Annotated in this window: 17 protein-coding genes and 1 tRNA gene; 2 read left to right on the top strand and 16 right to left on the bottom strand. The window is 72.5% G+C overall.

Annotation, left to right across the window (positions count from 1 at the left end; all coding sequences use genetic code 11):
* Positions 1–183: 183 nt before the first annotated feature.
* Positions 184–849 (bottom strand): cyclase family protein, encoded by a 666-nt coding sequence (locus ACIBZJ_RS23605; RefSeq protein ID WP_395932955.1) that lies wholly within the window; start codon positions 847–849, stop codon positions 184–186.
* A gap of 257 nt (positions 850–1,106) precedes the next feature.
* Here ACIBZJ_RS23605 and ACIBZJ_RS23610 point away from each other — a divergent pair, with 257 nt between their 5' ends.
* On the top strand, positions 1,107–2,519 hold the full coding sequence (locus ACIBZJ_RS23610; protein ID WP_395932957.1) for a CoA transferase: 1,413 nt from the start codon (positions 1,107–1,109) through the stop codon (positions 2,517–2,519).
* A gap of 13 nt (positions 2,520–2,532) precedes the next feature.
* Here the strand turns inward: ACIBZJ_RS23610 and ACIBZJ_RS23615 are convergent, their stop codons facing one another.
* From ACIBZJ_RS23615 to ACIBZJ_RS23675, 13 genes are all read right to left on the bottom strand, one after another.
* Positions 2,533–3,468 (bottom strand): SDR family oxidoreductase, encoded by a 936-nt coding sequence (locus tag ACIBZJ_RS23615; RefSeq protein WP_395932959.1) that lies wholly within the window; start codon positions 3,466–3,468, stop codon positions 2,533–2,535.
* A gap of 25 nt (positions 3,469–3,493) precedes the next feature.
* Positions 3,494–4,150: a hypothetical protein gene (locus tag ACIBZJ_RS23620; RefSeq protein WP_395932961.1), complete on the bottom strand. Its 657-nt coding sequence runs from the start codon at positions 4,148–4,150 to the stop codon at positions 3,494–3,496.
* Positions 4,151–4,173: 23 nt separating this feature from the next.
* Positions 4,174–5,094, bottom strand: a complete 921-nt coding sequence (locus tag ACIBZJ_RS23625) for a type II CAAX prenyl endopeptidase Rce1 family protein (protein ID WP_395932963.1) — start codon at positions 5,092–5,094, stop codon at positions 4,174–4,176.
* A 54-nt stretch (positions 5,095–5,148) separates the two neighbouring features.
* Positions 5,149–8,337, bottom strand: a complete 3,189-nt coding sequence (locus ACIBZJ_RS23630; protein ID WP_395932965.1) for a BTAD domain-containing putative transcriptional regulator — start codon at positions 8,335–8,337, stop codon at positions 5,149–5,151.
* Between the two features lie 72 nt (positions 8,338–8,409).
* The gene (locus ACIBZJ_RS23635) at positions 8,410–9,084 is read right to left on the bottom strand and encodes a response regulator (RefSeq protein WP_395932967.1); all 675 of its coding nucleotides are present in this window, start codon (positions 9,082–9,084) and stop codon (positions 8,410–8,412) included.
* Positions 9,081–10,349: a sensor histidine kinase gene (locus ACIBZJ_RS23640; RefSeq protein WP_395932969.1), complete on the bottom strand. Its 1,269-nt coding sequence runs from the start codon at positions 10,347–10,349 to the stop codon at positions 9,081–9,083. The genes ACIBZJ_RS23635 and ACIBZJ_RS23640 overlap by 4 nt, the downstream gene beginning before the upstream one ends.
* 51 nt (positions 10,350–10,400) lie before the next feature.
* Entirely contained in the window at positions 10,401–11,249 is an 849-nt protein-coding gene (locus tag ACIBZJ_RS23645) for an ABC transporter permease (RefSeq protein WP_395932971.1), read from the bottom strand.
* Positions 11,246–12,169: an ATP-binding cassette domain-containing protein gene (locus ACIBZJ_RS23650; protein ID WP_395932973.1), complete on the bottom strand. Its 924-nt coding sequence runs from the start codon at positions 12,167–12,169 to the stop codon at positions 11,246–11,248. The genes ACIBZJ_RS23645 and ACIBZJ_RS23650 overlap by 4 nt, the downstream gene beginning before the upstream one ends.
* Positions 12,170–12,292: 123 nt before the next feature.
* Positions 12,293–14,740 (bottom strand): ABC transporter permease, encoded by a 2,448-nt coding sequence (locus tag ACIBZJ_RS23655; protein ID WP_395932975.1) that lies wholly within the window; start codon positions 14,738–14,740, stop codon positions 12,293–12,295.
* Positions 14,737–15,462, bottom strand: coding sequence for an ABC transporter ATP-binding protein (locus ACIBZJ_RS23660; RefSeq protein ID WP_395932977.1), 726 nt, complete (start codon positions 15,460–15,462; stop codon positions 14,737–14,739). The genes ACIBZJ_RS23655 and ACIBZJ_RS23660 overlap by 4 nt, the downstream gene beginning before the upstream one ends.
* Positions 15,459–16,037 carry a PadR family transcriptional regulator gene (locus ACIBZJ_RS23665; protein WP_395932979.1) on the bottom strand — a complete coding sequence of 193 codons (579 nt, stop codon included), beginning with the start codon at positions 16,035–16,037 and terminating at the stop codon, positions 15,459–15,461. The genes ACIBZJ_RS23660 and ACIBZJ_RS23665 overlap by 4 nt, the downstream gene beginning before the upstream one ends.
* Positions 16,038–16,645: 608 nt before the next feature.
* A tRNA-Arg gene (locus ACIBZJ_RS23670) sits at positions 16,646–16,717 on the bottom strand.
* 52 nt (positions 16,718–16,769) lie between these two features.
* Entirely contained in the window at positions 16,770–17,318 is a 549-nt protein-coding gene (locus ACIBZJ_RS23675; RefSeq protein WP_395932981.1) for a DUF3105 domain-containing protein, read from the bottom strand.
* Positions 17,319–17,460: 142 nt separating this feature from the next.
* Here ACIBZJ_RS23675 and ACIBZJ_RS23680 point away from each other — a divergent pair, with 142 nt between their 5' ends.
* Positions 17,461–17,628 carry a hypothetical protein gene (locus ACIBZJ_RS23680; RefSeq protein WP_395932983.1) on the top strand — a complete coding sequence of 56 codons (168 nt, stop codon included), beginning with the start codon at positions 17,461–17,463 and terminating at the stop codon, positions 17,626–17,628.
* 1,576 nt (positions 17,629–19,204) lie between these two features.
* On the opposite strand, the gene ACIBZJ_RS23685 is transcribed toward ACIBZJ_RS23680, so the two are convergent.
* Positions 19,205–20,368: a DUF305 domain-containing protein gene (locus tag ACIBZJ_RS23685; RefSeq protein ID WP_395932985.1), complete on the bottom strand. Its 1,164-nt coding sequence runs from the start codon at positions 20,366–20,368 to the stop codon at positions 19,205–19,207.
* Between the two features lie 39 nt (positions 20,369–20,407).
* Positions 20,408–21,778 (bottom strand): DUF3105 domain-containing protein, encoded by a 1,371-nt coding sequence (locus ACIBZJ_RS23690; RefSeq protein ID WP_395932987.1) that lies wholly within the window; start codon positions 21,776–21,778, stop codon positions 20,408–20,410.
* Positions 21,779–22,188 lie beyond the last annotated feature (410 nt).

Raw genomic sequence — 22,188 nt, forward strand, 5'->3', positions numbered from 1 at the left:
AGAGCAGTCAGAAGTGCGTTCGGCCATCCGGCCGTCAGCGCGCGGTGACTCGGCGAGAGACGACAGCGCCCAGGTCGGGGCCGCACATGGGGATCAGCGTCACTTCGGCATATTCCAGCCACGTTTCTCTCACGTCAAGAGACAACGTCACGCATCGCGGGACGTGAGAGCGGATATTTGGTTTCAAACCTTGGCGAACGCGCGGACCGGGAACGTCCCGAACCCCTCGATGGCCGGCGGCGCCGCGGTGAAGGACGCACCCGAGGACGGCAACTCCTCCAGGCGCGTCAGATGCTCGACCACGTGCACCCCGGCGCCCAGCAGGACGCTGTGCGCCGGGCGCTCCCCGCCGGACTCGGTGTCGTCGATGTTCACCGAATCGATGCCGACCAGAATCGCGCCCGCGTCCACGAGGAATTGTGCGCCCGCGCCACTCAGGAAAGGCGCGCCGACACCGTACTCCGGCGACCCGAAATGGCGACTCCACCCGGTATCGAGCAGAATCGCGGCGCCTCGGACGTCTCTTTCCGCAAATGCCGACGCCGGAATTCCACGGTCGTCCGGCGACCAGGTCTCAGCCAGGTGAAATACCTCTGCACGCAGGTCGACCAGCGTCGACAGGTCGAGTCCGGCGAGGTCGGAGCCGTTGGGGTAGCGGTGGAACGGCGAGTCCAGATAGGTCCCGGTATTGCCGATCAGCGTGATCACGTCCATCGCGAATTCGGTGCCGGGCGCGTAGCGGGAGCGTGATTCCTCGCGGGTCAGGAACGGCGTGATCGTCGGCGCGGGCAGACCGGGATACGTGATCAGGCCCGCGTTGATCCGGTGGCTGAGGTCGATGATCGTCACCTCGCCATCGTTTCACGGCACCACTTCGGCTCCGGAAAAAGACCGCCACCGGGCTCCGCGCCACCGCCGCCCGGACGCGATTCGCCGTGGTGGGCGTCAGCCGGCGCCGAGATCCGCAGCTCACGGACGTCCGGACAAAGGTGCGCGTGAGCGCTCGACGGTGGATCGGTGGCCGATACGGGGGTTCACTACCACCCGTCGGTGACGGAGCGTTACCGCGGTGTCGGCTGGGCGGCTCGCCGGCGTAGCGTCGGGCCGTGACGGAGTTCTGGGACGGACCGCCGGAGTTCACCGCGCGTCGCACCGGCCCGGACGGAACGCTTCCGTCCGCGCTGCCGGTGACCGACCTGGCGGTGGCGAGCGTGGCGGCCGCCGCGTCGGCCGCGACCGAGTTGCTCGCGGCCCGCGGCGGACCGCCGGCCGTCGCCACCGTCGACCGGTCCGCGGTCGCGACCGCGTTCACCAGCGAGCGGCACCTGCGCCGCGACGGCGAGGCGTTCGACAGTTTCGCGCCGCTCTCCGGGTTCTTCCGCACCCGCGACGGATGGATCCGCACGCACGCCAACTACCCGCATCACGCGGCGCGGCTCCTCGCCGTGCTCGGGCTCCCACCCGGTGCCGACCGGGCCGCTGTCGCCGACCGCCTCGCCGCCGTGTCCTCCCGCTCTTTCGAGGCGGACGCCACGAAGGCCGGCGCTCTCGCCGTCTCCGTGCGGACGCCGGACGAGTGGGCAGGGTCGGCGCCGGGCCGGGCCGCGGCGGCGCACCCCCTGGTGAGCGTGACCGCGGGGAGCGACGCGGTCCGTCCCCTTCCGGGGCCGGTGCAGGGACCGCCGGAGCCGGGGGAGGCGGCGAGGCCCGCGCAGGCGGCGGGGTCGGCGCAGGCGGCGGGGTCGCCGATGCCGGCCGCGGGTTTGCGGGTGCTCGATCTGACGCGGGTCATCGCCGGGCCGGTCGCCACCCGCACGCTCGCGTTCCTGGGGGCGGAGGTGCTACGGGTGGATCCGCCGGGGTTGCCGGAGCTGATTCCTCAGCACCTGGACACGGGCGTCGGGAAGCGGTCGGCGCTGCTCGACCTGACCGACTCGGCCGCTCGGCGGCGTTTCGCCGAGTTGCTGGCCGGTGCCGACGTGCTGGTGACCGGCTACCGCCCCGGTGCGCTCGCCGCCCTCGGCCTGGACGCGGGGACGATTCGCGCGAACCATCCCGATCTCGTGGTCGCGAGCCTCAGCGCCTGGGGCGATACCGGCCCCTGGCGCGACCGGAGGGGTTTCGACAGCCTGGTCCAGGTCGCGACCGGAATCGCGATCGTGGAGGGCGGGCCGGGCGGGCCGGGCGGGCCGGGCGTGCTTCCGGCTCAAGCACTGGACCATGCCACTGGTTACCTGCTGGCCGCTGCGATCCTTCGCGCGCTGACCCGTCGGGCCGCCGGCCAGAGCGGCAGCACGATAGCCGTGTCGCTGGCCGGGACCGCGTCCTGGCTACTCGACGCCCCGCGCCCGGACGACCCCGGGGGCGCCCGTCCCGATCCGGAACCGTGGCTCGCCGAGCTGCCGAGCGCCTACGGAACCATTCGGCACGCCGTGCCGCCGTTCCGGCTCGACGGCGGCCCCCGGGACTGGGCGTCCGGCCCGGTCGCCTGGGGCACGAGCGAGCCGCGCTGGCTCTAGGCGCCGGCGATCGTCACGACGGCGGGTAGCTGCCTCCGCGCCCGGACCTGGACGGGTCCTCGCAGTTCCAGCGCTCGGCCGTGTCCCGGACATACGTCTCGTAGCTGCGGAGAGGACGACCGAGCAGGGCGGTCGTCCCGGCGATGTCGCGAGCCGGGGCCGGCAGAGGGAACCGGGCGATGAAGCCGTACGAGCGCCGGAAGTCCGCGAGTTTGGGGCCGCTGAGGTGGCGGGCCAGGGCGTCCGACCAGTCCTGGCGATCGCCGTCGTAGCGCACCGGCCGGTCGAGCGCCTCGCTCCAGAGCTGGGCGGCCCGCGGGCCGCTGACCGATTCCGGACCGGCCAGCGCCGTGGTACCGGCGGGGAAATCCGGGTCCCGCAGGGCCCGGGCCGCGATCTCGCCGACGTCCCGCAGATCGATGCGGTTCAGCCCGTTGTGATGCGTCGGCAGTCCGTACCGCCCGTCGAGGATGTCGGCGCGGATCACCTCGTCGTTCTGGAAGTAGTTCGCGACCCCGAACAACACCGGCTCCCGTTGCGCGGCGGCGACCCGGCGGGCGACGCGCAGTTTGCCTCGGTAGTGCGGGAGGAACGTGCGGACCAGCGTCTCGGTGGCGAGCCTGGCCGAGCGGCTCGGCGCGGTCAGCACGACGCCGGCGAAGACGAGCCGGACGTCGAGGCGGTCGCAGGCGGTGACGAACAGGTCCGCCATCCGCACCTCGTCCGGGTCGTGCGGCGAGACGTACAGCGCGGCGTCGACGCCGGTCAGAGCGGCCGTGACGGAATGCTCGTCGCGGAGGTCACCGAGGACGGGCGCCAGTCCCGGCGGCAACAGTTCCTCGCGCTCCCGGGTCCGCACCAGCGCGCGAACCCGGGTGCCGCCCGCGAGCAGGGCGGTGGCGACTTCCCGGCCGATGCTGCCGGTCGCTCCGATCACCAAGACGGTCATGGTGGGCTCCTCTCCTGGTCGTGGTTCAGACGACGACTGCGACGTCCGGCGTCGTCAGCGCCGGCCTGCGGGTGGAGCGGATCGCGAGCACACCGAGCCCGAGGAGCATCGCGCCGCGCAGCAATTCGATCTGCAGGCCGGTCACCACCGGCAGCACGGGCAGCGGCAGGAAGACGACCACCGCACCGGCGATGCCGGCCCAGCCCGGCCACCGGGGAAGGCCGGTGGCCCGCACCAGACCGATGGCGAAGAGAAGAAGCCCGAAGACGAGTACGACGCCCGAGGCCAGCTGCTCCGTCTCGAAGGCCGGCGCGGCGAGGACCGCATCGTGCTCCGAGATCACCTCGGGGTGCCGCTCAGCCAGATCCGACGCGGCGAAGTTCATGAGCACCAGGTGCGGGACAGCGCTGAGCAGGTTGCCCAGGAAGTAGAGGACGAAGCCGACGAGGCCCAGCCGGCCCGCTCGGGGCGCGATCCAGCCGTAGACGCCGGGTAGGCCGATCAGGAGCAGCACGGTGCCGATCAGCAGCGCCGACGAGCCGAGGACGTGTGCCTGCGCGAGTGCCTCCGGGGTGTGCGCGTGCCCGTGTTCGATGGGGTGCAGCAGTCCGCCGATGACGCACAGCGGGCCGGCGGCGACAGCGGCCAGGCCACTGAGCCGGCGGAGGGTGAACGCGTCCATGAGAACTCCTTCGATCGCTCCGGTCACTTCCGCCGGGAAGCGTCGCCGGTGCCGCTGGTGTGCGGCTGGTGCGCCGCCGCAGTCGCGAACCAGCGCAGAAAGACCAGCGCAGCGAGCACCATCGCCGCGGCGTACGCGAGCCCGGTCTCGGTCGCGATCCAGGCCGTCGCGGTGCCGGTCGTCGCGGTGGCCGGTTCGGTGAAGTGGTAGAGGACCGCGTTGACGGCCGCGTGCGCGACGACGCCCGGCCACATTCCCCACCGCAGCTGCATCGCTGCCAGGATCGCTCCCAGCGCGGTCGTCCCGATCGTGAACATCGCCACGGCGTACAGCGGTGAGACGCCCTCCGGGACGCCGCCGAGGAACAGCAGCAGCCACACGTGCGACAGGCTCCACGCCGTCCCGCTGACGAGGTAGACCGTCCGTGGGCGGCTGATCTGGCGGAGCCGGGTGACGAGGAGGCCACGCCATCCGACGTCCTCGGCCAGAGCGAGCAGCACGTACGGCAGCACCATCAGGGTGCCGGCCGTGACGGCGGCGAGCAGCGGGCTGCCGAGGCCGAGCGCGACGGCCGCGGCCGCGCCGTCGAAGCGCCCGGCGCCCGTCGTCCACACCGCGAGAGCAGCCGCGAGTACCGGCAGGACGCCGACGGCCCAGGCCAGCAACAGCGCGCGCCACGACGTGCGGCGGAACCCCCAGCCGCGGAGGCGACCGGTGGTGCGCCACCGGACGGCGAACGCCGCGACCAGCGGCGTCAGCGCCATTCCGTAGGCGGCGGCCTGGCCCAGCGGCGACGCGTCCTCGATCCGGCGGACGTCGACATCCTCGGCGGCCGCGACGGCGGTGGCGGCGAGAGCGAGAAGCGACTGCAGGGCGATGAAGTAGACGGCCTCGCGGCGGGCGGTGCGAGTGAGCGGGTCTCTCGAGCGGACTGTGGTGGTCATGCCGTCACGGTTCGCGACGGCGGTCGGGACTCGCTGGTCGCCGGCTTGGACCGGTCAGCCGGGCAGGGAGGCGAGCAAGGCCCGGGCCCGGTCGGCGAACGGGCGGGAGCCGAGTACCTCGGCCTGTTCGAGGGCGGCCGAGAGCACCTCGCGCGCCTCGGCGATCTCGCCGAGGACTGCGAGCGTTCCGCCGAGATAGAGCTGGGCCGGCCCGAGGACGACCACGCCCGGCCAGAGCACGATGTTCTGCCGCCCGTAGGACCGCAGCACGGGCAGGAGGACGGCGAGCCGATCGGCGTCGTGCAGTGCGATGAGTGCCGCGCTGAGCATGACCGCCCACGCAGTACGCCGCTGACCTTCCGGCGGGTCGGAGAGGAGCCGGTCGAGGACGGGCAGCGCGGCGTCGCGATGGCCGGCCTCCGCGTGTCCGAGGGCCACGACCAGCATGAACGCCGGATCGGCGGTGGCCGCGAGATCGACCGCGTCGCCGACGGCGTCGATCAGCCGGCCGTCGTGCCACGCGGCGATGCCTTCGACGGTGGCGCGCGAGATGACGTCGAGGGCGGTCGCCGCCGGCGAGGTGAGCGCGACGGCTCCGGCGGCCGAGACCGCCGTCGCGCGGGCTGCGTGCGACTCGCCGCGGAGCAGTTGCAGACCGGTCCGCCACCAGGTGTCGAGCAGTTCGAGGTCCGGGTCCCGGGTGCGCGCCGCGATCGCGGTGAACCGGCGTGAGGCCCGGGCCGACTCACCCGGCCGCCCGAGCTCGAGCAGCACACATCGATGCAGGTGCGCGGCGGTCGCTTCGAGACCGGCGTCGTGGGCGCAGAGGCCGAGCAGTTCCTCGACCTGACCGAGCCGGTCCGGCGCCGTGTCCGGCGTCCAGGCCGCCAGGATCGACGCCACGAGCGCGCGGGCCCGTGCATCGCGATCGGCGCCTGCCTCGGCCAGCGCGCGGGAGGCGAGGTCAGCGGCGCCGCTCTGGTCGGTCCCGGTTCGCTGGGTGGACTCGGCGGCGAGCAGGCGGGCGCGCAGCGGCGCCGGGATCGCGTCGAGGTGGGTCAGCGCCTCTTGCAGCAGGACGCTCGGTCCCAGCAGCGGTATGCCGAACAGTGCCCAGTATCCACCGATGCCGCCGGGAGCCGACTCCAGTGCGGTCCGCGCGAACCTGGTCCAGTCGCCGCGGCGACGGGCGATGTCGGCGTCCTGGCGCAGCTCGGTCTCGCTCATTTCGAGCTGCCCGGATCGCCGCGCGGCGATGCCCGCGACCCGGTGCAAATCGGCCCTCACCTCGTTGCCGACGGCGACGGACAGGCCGCGATGCGCCCAGATCACGGCCTCGTCCAGCGCGGTCGCGGCGAGAGAGCCGCGGCCGGCGTCGAGAGCTGCCCGGGCCGCGCGCTCGTCAGCCGCGCCGCCCGCCGCGGCGAGCCGGTGTTCGGCGACGGCACCGGACGATCCCGCTCCCGTCGCGGCGAAGGAGTCGGCCAGGCGGGTGTGCAGAGTGGTGCGCTTGACCGGTCCGAGGTCGGCGGCCACCGCCTCGCGGACGATGTCGTGGCTGATGCGCAGCAGGCCGGGGGCCGGCTCCTCCACGAGTCCACCACGCAGCGCGGCGGCCAAGGCCTGTTCGATCGAGTCGGGGGTTCGGCCCGCAGCCGCCGCGGCGACGGTGAGCCGGAGGTCTCGGCCCGCCACGGAGAGCGCTGCGACGAGGTCGGCGCCACCGTCCGGCAGCGCGTCGACCCGGGCGCGGACGGTGTCGCGGACGTCGCCGGGCAGGTCGGCGTCCGAGGCGAGCGCGGTCAGCGACGTGAGGAAGTACGGGTTGCCGCCCGTACGGGCGACGAGGTCCGCCGCGGTACCCGGGGGGAGCGGCCGCGTGGCGAGTCCGGCCAGCAGGGAGGCGGCCTCGTCGTCGGTCAAACCGGCGAGCCGGACGTCGACGTGGCTACGACGACGGGCCATGCCGGCCAGCACTCGCCTCAACGCGCCGGGCGCGCGCGGAGGATCGTCGCGGGCGGTGAGAACGAGCAGCAGCGGCACGTCGCCGAGCGTGTCGAGCACGATCTCGAGCACGAAGAGCGAGTCGGGGTCGGCCCAGTGAGCGTCGTCGAGCACCACCGCGACGCCACGGTCGCCGGCCATCTCGCGCAGCCTCTTCGCGAGGTCCAGGCCGAACGCGAACCGGCCGGCCTCCATCGCCGCGTCGACCGGGGGAAGGCCGTCGAGCACTTGGGCCCACGGCCAGTACGCCGGTGCACCGGGGGCGGCGGGACAGCGACCCCAGCGGGCCACCCCACCGGACCCGGTCACTGCTCCGTTGATCAACTCCTCGACCAGGCGGGTCTTTCCGATGCCGGCCTCGCCCCGAACCACCGCCGTCGAGGTCACCCCGGCGCACGCCCGCTCCCACGCGCGGCGCAGCACGGTGAGCTCGGGGCCGCGACCGGCGAATCCGCTGCGGGGCCGCTTGACCGTCGTGTCCGGCAGCAGCCGCGGGTCCTGGTTGAGCAGTCGATTCTCCAGCGCCGAGATCTCCGGCCCGGGGTCCACTCCCAACTCGTCGACGAGCCGGCGGCGCAGGTCACGTAGGACGGTGAGCGCATCCGCCTGCCTGCCGCTGCGGTACAGGGCGGTCGCCAACAGCGCCGGCCCGCGTTCGCGCATCGGATACTCGGCGACCAACCGACGCAGGTCGGGTACCACCTCGGCGTCCTCGCCCGCGGCGAGAAGGGCCTGAGCGTGCGCTTCCCGGGCCACGACCCGCAGCTCCTCGAGGCGGTGCACCTCCGGTAACACCGCCTCGACGTCGCGCACCTCGGCGTAGGCGGGCCCCCGCCAGGAAGCCAGCGCGGCACCGAGGAGGTCGGCGGCACGGCCCGGCGCCGCGTCCAGCAGCTCGCGGGCCTGCCGGACGTCCGCCTCGAAGCGGTCGGCGTCGAGGGGAAGATCCAGCCGGTAGCCGTCGCTGACGGTGACGATCCAGGTCGGCGAGGCGTTGGCCGCTCGTTCCGGCTCCAGCAGCCGGCGCAGCCGCGAGATGTAGCCCTGGAGCGTCGTGGTGGCCGAGGGCGGTGGATCGCCGCGCCAGACCAGATCGGCGAGAGTTTCCGCACTGACGTGTCGGCGGCGGTGCGCGGCCAGGAGCGCGAGCACCTCCACGTGCCGCCGGGCTCCGAGGTCGAGTTCGCGGCCGTCCGAGGCGACGACCGACGTCGGACCGAGAACCCGCACGACCTGCATGCCCGAAACGGTATCGAGACGGGGCGCCGACCGCGGGCGGCCCGGGAACCTGACGCTCGAGGCCGCCCCCGGTCAGCCGGGCGCCCGTGGGTGGGTCAGGCCCACGTCGTAGGCGAAGATGACGGCCTGGACGCGGTCGCGGGCTCCGATCTTGGCCAGTACGCGACCGACGTGCGTTTTGACTGTCGACTCCGACAGGACGAGCCGGGCCGCGAGTTCGGCGTTGGTCCAGCCCTGGCCGATCGCTACCAGCACCTCGCGCTCACGGTCGGTCAACGTGGCCAGCCGTGGATCGGGCGCCGCGGAACGGTTCGGCGTGGTGTCGAGATGCTGGGCGAACTCGTCGAGCAGCCGGCGGGTGAGGGCGGGGGCGATGACCGCGTCGCCGGCGGCCACGGCGCGGATGCCGGCCAGGAGCTCCTCCGGGCGGACGTCCTTGAGCAGGAACCCGCTGGCTCCCGCGCGCAACGCGGTGTGCACGTACTCGTCGAGGTCGAACGTGGTGAGCATCAGCGTCCGCGACCGGCCACCGGATCCGACGATCCGGCGCGTCGCTTCGATCCCGTCCATCCCGGGCATCCGGACGTCCATCAGGACGACGTCGGGACGCAGCGCGGCGGTCTGACGGACCGCGTCGGCGCCGTTGTCCGCCTCGCCGACGACGTCGGTGTCGGGCGTGCTGTCGAGCAACATGCGGAAGCCGAACCGTTGGAGCGGTTGGTCGTCGGCGATGAGAACGGTGATCATGCCGGATCCTCGTCATGAGCGGTGAACAGCACGGCCTGCACGATCCACCCTCCGTCGTCGGCCGGGCCGACGGTGACCGACCCGCCGTAGAGCGCCGCCCGTTCCCGCATGCCGATCAGACCGTGCCCGGTTTCCGCCGGCTCCGGCGGGGGTGTCGCTCCGGCTCGTCGTCCGCTGTCACGGACGACGAGCTGTACACGGTTGTTCTCGGCGCGGACGGTGAGGTGGATCCGCGTCTGCGGACCGGCGTGCCGAAGCGCGTTGGTGAGCGCCTCTTGCACGATCCGGTAGACGGCGAGCTGGATGCCGAGGTCGAGCGCGCCGAGGTCGCCGCCGGTGTGGTACTCGACCTCGGCGCCGGCGTCGCGGACGCGCTGGCAGAGCGGGTCGAGGTCGGCGATTCCGGGTTGCGGGTGGAGTTCCGGTTCGTCGGTCTGCTCCCGGAGGACTCCGAGGATGCGCCGGAGCTCGCCCAGCGATCGGCGTCCGGTGTCACCGATCAGCTGCAACGCCTGCTTGCTCCGCTCCGGGGTGACGTCGGCGGCGTAGGCGCCACCGTCGGCGAGCGTGATGATCACCGACAGGCTGTGCCCGACGATGTCGTGCATCTCGCGCGCCACCCGGGTGCGCTCGGTGGCCGCGGCCAGCCGGCTGCGCTGGTCCCGCTCGATCTCGAGCCGGACCGCCCGCTCGCGCAGGGCGTCGAGCTGGGCACGCCGGATGCGCACGGCGAAGCCGAGCGCCGCGGCTGCGGTGCCCGCGCTGATCGCGACGAACGCCACGTCGGCCAGCGACAACTGACCGGCCAGCCGGGCGGTGGCCAGCACGAGCCCGGCGAGCAATACCGGCGCCGCGAGCGGCACACGTCGGATCCGCTCGTACTTCACGACGCTGTAGATCGCGATCAGCACCGCGACGTCGGCGCGCAGCAGGAAGCCGATCGCCCACTGGACACCGAACACGGCCGTCACCACGTGCAGCGCTACGAGCGGCGCCCGGCGACGCCACCAGAGCGGGATCAGGAGCCCGAGCTGGAACAGCAACATCACCGGGCGGGAGACCTCGGTCAGCTGGATCGGCGGATCGGGCCGGCCGCCCGCGTGGACGAGGTCCGGCGCGCAGAACAGCATGAACGTCACCAGCACGACGACGGTGTCGAACGCCCAGGAGTGGTCGGCGCCCCAGCGACGCAGCCGCTGCTCCGTGCTGAGCAGCCGTGCGATCACCGGGTGGCCGGCGAGTTCACCTGCGACGTGCTGGCTCACCGTCGTCCCTCTCTGCGTCGTCGATCGTCCGACAGTAAGTCCGGAACGGTCTCAGACGTCGGAGCGGACGAGACGATAGGCCGCCGCGGCGACCGCGAGCGCGGTCCACCCGCACAGGACCAGTAGCCCGGTCCCGGCCGACAGCGCGCCGGAGGCGTGCTGCAGGGCAAATATGGAGCTGCCCGCCTCGCTCGGCAGGTACGGGTTCAGGTCGGTGCGCCAGGACAGCGGAAGCAGCGACATCAGCCCCGGCAGTAGCAGGAACACACCGACCAGCAGCGAGATGCCACCGGCGATCGACCGCAGTAGCGTCCCCAGCGCGACGCCGATGACTCCGACCAGCGCGAGGTAGACGCCCACTCCGACCAGGCCGCGGACGACCTCGTTGTCGCCCAGGCCCATCGCGACGCGGGTGCCGGAAAGGATCCCGCTCGACACCAGGAACACCACGAACGTGCCGACGACGCCGACGACGAACGCGACCGCGCCGTAGACCACGGCCTTCGACCACAGCACCGGCAGGCGGCGTGGCACCGCGGCCATCGTCGACCGGATCATGCCGGTCGAGTACTCGCCCGCGGTGATCAGCACCCCGAGAACGCCGAACGCGATCATCGCGAACGTCACGCCGAACGTCGCGAGGCTGTAGGTGGTGGCGTCGGCGAAGTCGGGGTCGAGCGGCTTGCCGGAGTCGAGGTTCGACTTGAACCGCAGCGCGGCGATCGTGCCGAGCGCGACCAGGAACAGCGCGCCGACGGCCAGGGTGATCCAGGTGGAGCGGATCGACCAGAGCTTGGCCCACTCGGAGCGGGCCACCCGCGCGATCGTGACCCTGGTCGCCGGCCGGGCCGGTCGGGCCGGCGCATCGGCGGGAGGTGCGATGTCGGTAGCGGTGCTCATGCCGTCCTCGCCGGGGTGGTCGCGTGGTATTCGACTGCGTCCTTGGTGAGCTCCATGAAGGCCTCCTCGAGCGACACCGCACGGCTGTGCAGCTCGTACAGCGCGATGCCGTGCTCGGCGGCGGCGAGTCCGATGGCGCGCGCCTCCAGCCCGGTGACGGTCAGCTCCTCCGAGCCCGGTTGCCCGCTGACCTCGACGCCGGGGGCGGCCAGCGCGCTGCGCAGCCGGGACGGGTCGGCGCTGGCGACGACCACCGTGTCCCCGCCCATCTGGCGGACCAGCTCCTGCACGGTGGTGTCGGCCAGGACGCGCCCGCGGCCGACGACGATCAGCCGGTCGGCGACCAGCGCCATCTCGCTCATCAGGTGGGAGGAGACGAAGACCGTCCGGCCCTCGGCGGCCAGCTCGGTGAGCAGGTTGCGGATCCAGAGCACCCCCTCCGGGTCCAGGCCGTTGACCGGCTCGTCGAGCATCACGGTCTGCGGATCACCGAGCAACGCGGCGGCGATGCCCAAGCGCTGGCCCATGCCCAGCGAGAACGCCCCGGCGCGCTTGCGGGCCACCGACTGCAGTCCGGTGCGCTCGATCACCTCGTCCACCCGCGCGCGGGAGATCCCGTGGGTGAGAGCGAGCGCTCTGAGGTGGTTGTACGCGGACCGGCCCGGATGGATCGAGCGGGCCTCCAGCAGGGCACCCACTTCGTGGAGCGGAGCCGCGTGCTGCGCATACGGCTTGCCGTTCACCGTGACCGACCCGGCGGTCGGGGTGTCGAGTCCGACGATCAGGCGCATCGTCGTGGACTTGCCGGCTCCGTTCGGCCCCAGGAAGCCGGTCACGGCCCCGGCCCGGACCGTGAAGGTCACCTCGTCGACGGCGGTTTTCGTCCCGTATTTCTTGGTCAGCTGTCGTGCTTCGATCATGCTCAGAACGCTAGGGACGTCCGACCGGCCGGAGGCGGTACCGCAGTGCGATCTTCGGCGCCGCCGTAGTACCCCGGTACCAGGCTCTCGAGCACCTCGAAGCTTCCCGTGGACGACCGACGGTCAATCCGCGGGGCGCCGGGTGAGCACGCGTGGCTCCCTGCCGGCCAGTAACCGGCCTCCCAGGTAGGCGATGAGGGGCAGGCCGGCCAGAATCGCGATGAGGTCGAGCGTCGGCGGGTCGGCCAGCCAGTGCATCTCGCGGTGGTACCAGGCGAGCATCGCCAGGTAGGCGCAGGCCGTACCGAGGACTGCTCCCGACAGGGCGAGCGCGGCAGCGGTCGCCGCAGTGATCGCGCGTCGGGTGCGTCGCGGGGCGCCGGTGGCGGTGAGCGTGCGAAGGTCACCGGCGGTCTCGCTGCGGATCAGTCCGACGGTCGTCGCCAGCACACCGAGAGCCAGCGCGATGCCGGCCGCGGTGAAGCCGCGGGCCAGCCGTGTCTGATCTGCGCCGGTCGGGCGGGATTCGATGGTCAGTCCGGCGGCGGCCGCCTTTCGCTCCACCGCGTCGATCTGGGCCTGGGTGAGTGCATGCCTGGTTTTCACCAGCCAGCCCACCGGAATGGTCGTCAGGTGCATTCCGTTCGCGTTCATCCCGCGCGCGGTGATGAGTACGGTCGGCAGCGAGTCGTGGCTGGGCAGGTTGGCGTGTTGCACCACCGGGTGCCAGCCGCGCTGCCGGCCGGGGATCAGGTCGTATCCGGCGAGATTCGCCCGAGACGTGAGGAAGTCGGCGTCGGGGTTCACGGCGTCGAGGCCGTAGTGCGCAAGGACCTCGGGGGTGGCGACGTACACCGGGATCGAGTCGCGGCCGCTGTACTCGACCTCGCTGCCGGAGCGGTGCGGCTTGGCCAGCTCAGCGGGGTAGCGTCCACCACGTTCGAGTGGCTGATCCGGGAAGACGGCGCCGGTCAGCAGAAGCGTCGAGGTGGGGTGCAGCTCGTCGACGATCGCGTCGGCCTGTTTCCGGGCGGCGTCGGTCTGGGTGGGGGTGAGGACCGGAACCGGTCCGGAAGCGGATTCCAGGGACAACCGGACGATGAGCTGATCGGCGGGCAGGTTACCGCCGGTCGGTGCGGCCGCTTTCGCTGCGGTGACGCCGGCAGCCAGCGCGACCACCGCGGCGATTCCGACCGCCAGGGTGATCGCGGCCAGCGCCGCGCTGGAGCGAGCCTGGTAGCGCGCGAGGTCACGCATCGCCAGCCGCGCGGCCAGCGGCGCGCTACCGGCCAGCCGCCCGATGAGGGCGACGCCCATCGGTGCGAGCAGGAGCAGCGCGACCGCGGTGGCCACGGTTCCACCGATGATGAACGGCGGTTTTTTCTGCTCGGCGAGGAGCAGCGCGGTCAGACCGGCCAGCAGGAAGGCCAGGCCGAGCACCGCGAATCGGCGGGCCGGTCGGGGCGGTGCCGGCCGCGCGTACAGGGCCGCGACGATCGGGCTGCGCGCCACCGCGCGAGCCGGCCACCAGGCGGCGGCGACAGCGGTGACGGTCGCCAGCAGGACGGCGAACACGATTGGTGCCCACGGCAGATCGAACCGGTTGATGCGATGACCGAGCGGTATCTCCAGCCGTGGAGCCACTACGATCCAGCCGCCCACGCCGATCGCCGCGCCGACGAGCGCGCCGACCCCGCCGGTGACGGCGCCGTGGGCCAGCAGGACCAGCCGGATGTGCCGGGGAGCGGCGCCCATCGCGCCGAGCATGCCGAGCGCGCGGAGCCGTCGCTGGGCCATCACCGTGAAGCCGGCCACCGCCAGCAGGCCGACGAAGACCAGACCGATCGTCGCGAGCAGCAGAACCGGGACGGTGGTCGCGTCGTCGCCGGAGCGCTCCTGGACCGTTGTGTCCGAAGGCCGGGGCTTCGCGAAGAAGTCCACCCGCGAGGCGCGGAGCAACACGTCGACGTGGTCCGGTGCGGCGACGTGTCCGGGTGCCGCGAGCGCGAACGCATCACGCAGGTCCAGCGGATTCTCGACCAGTCCGACCACCTGGCGCGTGATGCCGTCCTGGTGCCAGATTTTCCCGACGTGCAGGCCGAGGATCGTCGCGACCCGTTCGGTGACGGCGACTTCGTCGGCGCCGCGCGGCCACCGGCCGGAGACCAGCCGCAGCGTGGTCCGGCCGAACGGGCCGGCTGGATCCTGTGCTCGCAGGTCGACACCGTTCGCAGAACCGGGCGCCGGGATCCGCTTCCCGTGCTCGATCACCTCGATCGTGCCGAACGACTGACGCAGCTTGGCGAGATCTTTCGCCGCTGGGGCGCCGGCCAGCGTCAATCGGTAGTTGGCGCGGCCGAAGATAGCGCCTTCCGACGTGGCGTTGGCGCCGATGCCCAGACCGACGGTCGTCGCCGCGACAGCGGTCAGGAGCAGGGCCAGCACCAGCAGCTGCTGGCGCCACTCGCGACGGAACAGCCGCCAGGCCCAGCGCACCACTGCCCGCCGCGCGGCGAGACCACCGTGCCCGGTACCGAGCACCAGCGGCCGGTCCTCGACCGCGAGGCTCATCGAGCCGTCTCCTCGGGCAGCAGCGATTCCGGACCGGTTCGCGGGGTCGTGCGGTCGACGATGCTGCCGTCACGAATGAAGACGATCCGGTCGGCCCAGGAGGCCAATTGCGCGTCGTGGGTCACGACGACCGCGCCCACTCCGGCCCGGCAGGCAGTGAGAATCAGCCGCATCACCGACTCGCCGGTCGCCGAGTCGAGAGCTCCCGTCGGCTCGTCGGCCAGCACCAGACGGCGTTCCCCGACGACGGCCCGGGCGATCGCGACGCGCTGCCGCTCACCGCCGGACAGCTGGTCCGGGAACCGCGACGCCCGGTCGGCCAGCCCCAATTGCGCCAAGGCGTCCAAGCCGGCTGCGCGAGCCTTGCCCGCCGGCAACCCGTCGAGCTCGAGCGGAAGGGCCACGTTCTCCGCCGCGGTGAGCCCGGGCAGCAGGTTGAAGTCCTGGAAGACGTATCCGATCACTCGCCGGCGCAAGCGAGCCCGGTCGTCGCGGGACATCGACGACAACGGCCGGCCCGCTACCAGCACCTCACCGCCGGTCGGCGTTTCCAATGCGCCCGCGAGCGTGAGCAGGGTGCTCTTGCCCGAGCCGCTGGGTCCCATGACCGCGACCATCTGGCCCGGCTCAACCGTCAAGTCGGCTTCCCGCAAGGCGTACACCGCTTCGGCGCCGTCCCGGTACGTCTTGGAGACTCCGCGTAACTCGAGCACGGCGGTCATCGGCGCACCCCGGTCCGGCGCCGGACCCGCGGCATCGTCGTGCTCGGTGCCGGTGGATCGAGCGATGCCCGTTTCAGCCGGCCGTCCGCCGTGTCCAGCCACCGCGCGACCGAGTCCAGCCGATACAGCTCGGCGTCGACGATCAGGGCCAAGCCGACGTCCCGCTCTCCCTCTTCTTCTTTCACTCGCGTCCACTGCTGCATGAGCTCGACCACGTACCGCCGGTGCGACTGGATGATCTCGTGCACGTCGGCGCCCGGCAGCCTCGCGGCGATCAGGACCTTGATGACCAGTTCGTCGCGTGGCGGTGAGGCCAGATCGGGGGGAGTGCGCAGCCATCCGGCCAACTCCTCGGCGCCCTCGGCGGTGATCCGGAAGCCTTTCTGCGGGCCGGGAGCAGCTTCGTCGTCGGACTCGACGAAGCCGTCGCGTTCCAGGCGCTGCAACGTCGTGTAGACCTGGCCGACGTTGAGTGGCCAGATCTCGCCCGTGCGCGCCTCGAACTCTTCGCGCAGCTGAAGGCCGTACTTCGGACCCTCTTCCAACAGCGCCAGAAGCGCGTGACGGATACTCATGGCCGCAGCAAACTCGGTATCATGCTGGGTAGCATACTCAGTATTATGCTGCTGAACTAGTTTTTGACGGTTGGCCTGCTCGCCTTACGGTTCAACCGCCCGCGTTCCCTGGCCGTCTGCGCGGCTGACGGCCAGGGCACCGACCAGCACTGCGATGGTCGCCAGTGCGATCAGAGTCACGGGTCCGTCTCCCAGGCCCACGCCCAGCGGCTCGCGTCCGACGTGTGGCAGTGACGATCACGGCCGAGCCGCTGGGAACCGGACCAGCTGTGATCCCGACGAGCGCCCATGCGTCGCCGCCTTGGCGTGGCCGACGGACGAGCCGGCCGGGCTACCGTCCGGGCGACGTGGTCGCTCCTACCGAGTGCTTAGTGAGTAGGGCACCGCACCGTCCTACCTGCACATCGATGGGCACTGGCAGGACCACGTATTGTTCCAGCTCCTGGCCTCGACGTCGGATCCTGTCATGACCGGGTGACGAAGGCCGGACCCCGGCGCGGATTTGGCGGGGACAGCCACAGCGTGCCGGACATAGCCGGACAAACAACTAAGGCCGTGATCAGCGTCCAAGCTGGTCACGGCCTTGTGTTTATGCAGATCAAGCTGTGTGCCCCCGGCAGGATTCGAACCTGCGCCCCCGCCTCCGGAGGGCGGTGCTCTATCCCCTGAGCTACGGGGGCTCAGGAACGGCTCAACCTTAGCAGCCACCCCGAGCGGGTTGTGCATCGGCGGTCAGCCTGGGGCGGTCGTGCCGTTGCTGCAGGGCGCGCCGGGTTCGATGGACGCCGACATGCGGAAGTCGTTCAGGAAGTCGTCGATTCGATCGTCGGCGGCGTCGTCGAGTTTCAGCTGGTAGCCCCAGGCTTGGAGGGAGATCGGCCGGTCGAGCGTGGGGTACGGGCTGAGCATCGTGTAGTCGCGGCCGGAGACCTTGTCTATCAGGGACTTCAGCTGATCGGCGGGGAGGTCGGGGCGGTACGTGATCCAGACCGCGCCGTGTTCGAGGCTGTGAACGGCGTGGGCGTCGCCGATCGGGGACGCGTAGACGTCGCCGTTGCAGGTCTGCCAGACCGAGTCGTGGTTGCCGCCGACCGGCGGTTTGACCGGGTAGGTCGGGGTGGTGCCGACGTGCTGGCGGGTGAGGATGCCGGGCTGGGTCTCCCGGTAGTTGATCAGGCCGGGGATCGCGGCGTTGGTGTCGGTCGACGGGCTGCTCGGGCCGGCGTTGCGGAGCAGGAGGACCCCGGCGGTGGCGGCGCCGCCGCAGAGGAGCAGGAGCACGACGATGCCGATGACGATCCCGGCGATGAGCTTGCCGTTGCCTTGTTCGGACGGGGGAGCGCTCCAGCCCTGCGGGGGGTGCGGGTAGCCAGGGGTTCCGTAGCCCGGGGTTCCCGGGGGCGGGTTAGCACCCGGAGCGCCGGTGTACGGCGGGTGGGTGCTGGTGTGCGGCGGTTGGATGCCGGTCGGCGGCGGCTGGGTACCGGGCGGCGGCTGGGTACTGGGCGGCGGCTGGGTACTGGGCGGCGGCTGGGTACTGGGCGGCGGCTGGGCGCCGGGCGCGGCGAAGGCGGCGGCCGGGGTCGCGTAGCCGGCGGCGCTGCCTTGGGGCGGGTGGGGCAGCCCTGGGCCGGGGAATCCGGGTGTCGGGTGGTAGCCCGGGGCGCCGGTTCCGGGGGCGCGGGTTCCGGGGGCGCCGTTTCCGGGGGCGGCGACAGTTCCTGGGGCGGGACCGGATCCGGGGGTTGGGTATCCGGAGGGAGCAGCTCCTGGGGCGGTGTATCCGGTGGCGGGGGCGGTCCCGGGGCCGGTGGAACCGGTGGTGGGGCCGGTGTATCCCGCTGGGCTTGGGGCCGTGTATCCGGCTGGGCCGGCACCCGGGGAGGTGGGTCCGGCGCCCGGAGATCCGGGCCCCGGAGCGTGGTACCCGGTCGGAGGGGGCGTGGGGAAGGCCGAGGCCGGGGCGGCGTAGCCGGGGGCGGCTGGAGCCGAGGGCGGGTAGCCGGGGGACGGCGGGGCGAAACCGGTCACTGACGGCTGGGTCGTCAGGGGTGGGAACGGTCCCGCCGGCGGGAAACTGGGGCTGTCGTCGGTGGCTCCGACGGCGGGTTCGTCGGTGACGTCCGAGGACGCGAGGTAGGCCGGGGGCGGCGGAAGATCGGGCCCGCCAGGGGCATCCGCGCCGATAGCGTCCGCGCCTGCGTCATCCGCGACTGTGCCGATCCGGTCCGCGGCGGGGGTGCCTGCGTCATCCGCGTCTACGCCGATTGCATCCGCGGCGGGGGTGCCTGCGTCTGCGGCATTCGCGTCTGTACCAATCGCGCCCGCGCCGATGGTGTCCGCGTCAGCCGCGTCTGCGGCAGGGCCGCCTGCATCGACGCCACCCGCGAGCGTGCCGCTTTCGTTTGCGGCGGGGGTCCCTGCGTCGGCCTCACCCGCGTCCGTGCCGATCGTGTCTGCAGCGGGGATGCCGGCGTCACCGGCGGTGGTGTCTGTGTCTGCGGCATCTGCGTCTGCCGTCGTCGTGTCTGCGGCGGGGACGGCCGCGGGTGCCAGGTCGGGTTTCGCCAGCTGCGGTGGGGCGTTCAGCGGGCTGCTGTGAGGCGGGCTGTCGTCGGTCGAGCTGTCGTCGAGGGCGGCGTTGGGTGTGGCGTTGGTGTCCGCGGTGGTTGCGGCGTCGGTCGGGGGCTCGTCGGCGGGGGCCGCGCCTGGCGAGTCGGGGTGCGGCGTGTCCGGGCGTGGTGAGGCCGTGCCGGGCGCCGAGGTGTCTGGCGAGGTGGTGTCCGTTGGTGCAGCGTCCGGCAGGGCGGCGTTGGCACTGCCTGCGTCGGCCGGGGCCGCGTCGCTAGTGGTCGCGTCGGCGGGAGCCGTGTCGGCAGGGGTCGTGTCGGCAGGGGTCGTGTCGGCAGGGGTCGTGTCGGCAGGGGCCGCGCCTCGTGGCTCGACGTTGGCGGGCTCGACATCCGGCGGCTCGGCGTCGCGTGAGGCGGCCTTCGTCGCGTCGGCGTCGGTTGAGTCTGCGGCGGTCGGGTCCGGGGCGGTCGTCGGGTCCGGGTGGGTCGACTCGGCTTCTGGCGACGTGGGGGCGAGCGGGTCGCTGGCGGCCGCGTCGGGACTTGGGCCGTCGGGCGACCGGGGCGACGGGTCGGAGGGGGGTGGGCCAGCGGTCATTTTTGGGCGGTCAGCCTCTTCTGTTCCTGCTGCAGCGCCTCGATCTCCGACTGCTGCGAATCCTTGATCTGGTGCGCGAGATACAGCACCTGGTCGTCCTTCGCTTGCTTCAGGGCAGCGTCGGCCATGTGGATGCCGCCCAGGTGGTGCGCGATCATCAGCTTGATGAACAGCAGGTCACGGGCTGTTCCGGTGGACGTCCGAAGCTGTTCGAGCTGAGCGTCGCTGGCCATGCCGGGCATACGTCCGTCGACGATCAGTGCGCGGCCGCCGTCGGGCATCCAGGCCATGGGGCTCTGGGTGCTGGTGGGGTTGAGGTCCCAGTTCCGGAGCCACGCAATCATGATGCCGATCTGCGCCTGCTGGGTCAGCGTGATGTCGACCGAGAGTTGCCGCAGCGGCGCGTCGTCGGTGACGCGGTATTCCAGCGACGCCATCGCTACGGCCTGGGCGTGATGGGTCATCATGTCGCGGGTGAAGCCGGCGTCGGCCGAGTCGTCGGCCGGGCGGTGCGGGCTGCCTACCCAGACGCCGATGCCGAAGCCGACGGCGAGCACGAGGATCGCTGCCATTGCCGCACGGAAGATCCGCGTCTTCCGTCCGGCCCGACGCCGCGGCGCGGGCCCGCTGCTGCCGTTCAGGCCGTCGCCCTGGGCCGGGCCGTCACCTGGGCCGCCGCCGTCACCCGGGGACAAGCGCTCACCCGGGCCACCGTGGGCACCGGCTCCATCGTGTTCGTCCGGGCCGCCGTTGTCGGCTGCATAAGCCTCGTCTGCGGCGCTGTCCTCGGCGAGGCCGTCGTGTTCGCCCTGGCCGCGGTCATCGGCTGCGTCAGCCTCGTCCGTGGCGCGGGTTTCGGCGAAGCCGTGGCGCTTGCCCGTGCCGCGGTCTTCGGCTGCGTCGACCTCGTCCGCGGCGCGGCCTTCGGCGGTTCCGTCGCGGTCGTCCGCGTCGAGGTCGTCCGCGTCGAGGTCGGCGGCGGGCGTTCGGCGCGACGCCCGCCCGCGGGGGCGGGAGGGCGCGCGGCCGGCGGCGGCGCGCTCCTCCTCGTCCACCTCGTCGTTCGGGGGCTCAGCCGACGACACGTCGGTGTCGTCGGCTGCGGCGTCGAGTTCGTCGAGCCGACGCCGGGCGTCCGCGAACCTCGGTCGCTGCGCCACTGATCTCCCTCTTACCGACTCTCCCTCTTACCGGCCTGGTCAGCTGCCGCCGGTCTTCATGTCGGCGTCGCCCTGTTCCTGTGGCGTCGTACCGGTCACCGTAACGCCGTTCGAGCAGACCGCACCGGACTCCACGCTCGCGTTGAGGCGGAACTGGTTGATGAACTCGTCGATCCGCTTGTCGCTCGCGCTGTTGACCTTGAGCTGGAAGCCCCAGGCCTGGAGCGAGATCGGCTTGTCGAGCCCGGGGTACGGGCTCATGAGCATGTAGTCCTTGCCCTTGACCTTCTTGGCCAGGTCCTCGACCTGCGCGGCGGGCAGGTTCGGGTTGTACGTGATCCAGACCGCGCCGTGCTCGAGGCTGTGGACGGCGTGCTCGTTCGGGATCTGCTTGGCGTAGACGTCGCCGTTGCAGTTCTCCCAGACGCCGTTGTGGTTACCGCCGACCGGAGGGCTGGTCTGGTACTTCACGAGGCCGGTGACGTGGTTCCGGGTGAGCCACTTCGGGTCGTCGGCGCGGTAGTTGTGCATGCCGTCGACCTGCTGGGAACGGCGCTCGCCGAAGGGCTTGCTGGCGTCCCACGAGTACCAGACGCCGTAGCCGATGATGCTGAGCGCGACTACCGCGACGATGCCGCCGAGGAAGATGTTGCCCCAGGGGAGGCCGGGCTTCACGACCTTGACCGGCTGGCGTCCGCGTCCGCTGCCGCCCCGGCCGCCGGTGCCCTTGGCCGGGCCTCGGCCGGTGGGGCCCTTCCCGCCGCCGGAACCCGAGCCGCCGGAGCCCGAGCCCGAGCCGCCGGAGCTCGATCCGCCGCGGCCCGGTCCGGTCTTGGAGCCGGTGGCTTTGCTGGTGCTCTTGGCCGGTGCGGCCTTGTCGGTCTGGTCGGCTGCGGCCTTTTCGGCGGCGACCGCGGCTTCGAGCTTGTCGGCGGCCTTCGCTGCGGCGGCCTTGGCGGTGGTCGCCTTGGCGGCGGCGGTCTTCGCCGCGGCTCGCGGCGACGCCTTCGCGCCGGTGGTCTTCGCGCCCGTGGCCTTCGCGCCGGTGGTCTTCGCGCCGGCGGCGCGGGCACCGCTGGTCGTTGCGCCGGCGGCGCGCGCCCCGGTGGTCTTGGCCCGGGTGCCGGTGGTTTTCGCGCCGGTGGCCCGGGCGTTGGACGCCCGGGTGCCGGTGGTCTTCGCGCCGGTCGCCTTGGTGGCCGCCGCAGGCGCGGCGCCCTCTGCGGCACCGCTCTCCGCCACGTCGGCCTTCGCCGCGCCCGCGCCCGGCTTCGCCGCACCCGCGCCGGCCTCCGCCGCGCTCGCGTCGGCCACGCTCGCCCCGGCGCCGGACTCACCCGCACCACCGTCGGCGGCGCCCGCCTTCGCCGCGTCAGCCGTGGCCGCGCCCGACCGCCCCTCAGCGGACACAGTCCCACCCGCCGTCTCAGCGGACGAGGTCCCGCCGGACGATGTCCCAGCGGACGATGTCCCAGCGGACGCGGTCCCTCCGGCCACCGTCTCAGCGGACGCAGGCGCAGGCGTTCCGGTCACCGTCTCGGCGGGCGGGCCGGACTCGGGGGCCGTCTGATCGGTCTCCGTCGCCCCGGCGGATTCCTCGGCCGCGGTGCCGTCGACGTTCTCGGGGGAGGCCGACGTGCCGGCGGTGTTGCGCTCGGGCCGCTTACCGGAACCGGACCTGCGCTGGGTGCTGTTGGGCATGGGACCTTTCATGACTTCCGTGCGCGAGCTCGCCGGGACGGCGAAAACTCCGAGGCGGGTGCAGACCGTTCGGGTGCGGACCGTGCGTGCGGAGCGACACTCGCGACCGAGGCCCGATC

The organism is Cryptosporangium sp. NPDC051539 (genome assembly GCF_044454545.1).
GTDB lineage: Bacteria > Actinomycetota > Actinomycetes > Mycobacteriales > Cryptosporangiaceae > Cryptosporangium.

What these genes read in the sequence shown, in the direction of transcription:
- ACIBZJ_RS23615 (WP_395932959.1), bottom strand. Translation starts at nt 3,468, where the DNA reads ATGACCGTCTTGGTGATCGGAGCGACCGGCAGCATCGGCCGGGAAGTC.
- ACIBZJ_RS23620 (WP_395932961.1), bottom strand. Translation starts at nt 4,150, where the DNA reads ATGGACGCGTTCACCCTCCGCCGGCTCAGTGGCCTGGCCGCTGTCGCC.
- ACIBZJ_RS23625 (WP_395932963.1), bottom strand. Translation starts at nt 5,094, where the DNA reads ATGACCACCACAGTCCGCTCGAGAGACCCGCTCACTCGCACCGCCCGC.
- ACIBZJ_RS23630 (WP_395932965.1), bottom strand. Translation starts at nt 8,337, where the DNA reads ATGCAGGTCGTGCGGGTTCTCGGTCCGACGTCGGTCGTCGCCTCGGAC.
- ACIBZJ_RS23635 (WP_395932967.1), bottom strand. Translation starts at nt 9,084, where the DNA reads ATGATCACCGTTCTCATCGCCGACGACCAACCGCTCCAACGGTTCGGC.
- ACIBZJ_RS23645 (WP_395932971.1), bottom strand. Translation starts at nt 11,249, where the DNA reads ATGAGCACCGCTACCGACATCGCACCTCCCGCCGATGCGCCGGCCCGA.
- ACIBZJ_RS23650 (WP_395932973.1), bottom strand. Translation starts at nt 12,169, where the DNA reads ATGATCGAAGCACGACAGCTGACCAAGAAATACGGGACGAAAACCGCC.
- ACIBZJ_RS23655 (WP_395932975.1), bottom strand. Translation starts at nt 14,740, where the DNA reads ATGAGCCTCGCGGTCGAGGACCGGCCGCTGGTGCTCGGTACCGGGCAC.
- ACIBZJ_RS23660 (WP_395932977.1), bottom strand. Translation starts at nt 15,462, where the DNA reads ATGACCGCCGTGCTCGAGTTACGCGGAGTCTCCAAGACGTACCGGGAC.
- ACIBZJ_RS23665 (WP_395932979.1), bottom strand. Translation starts at nt 16,037, where the DNA reads ATGAGTATCCGTCACGCGCTTCTGGCGCTGTTGGAAGAGGGTCCGAAG.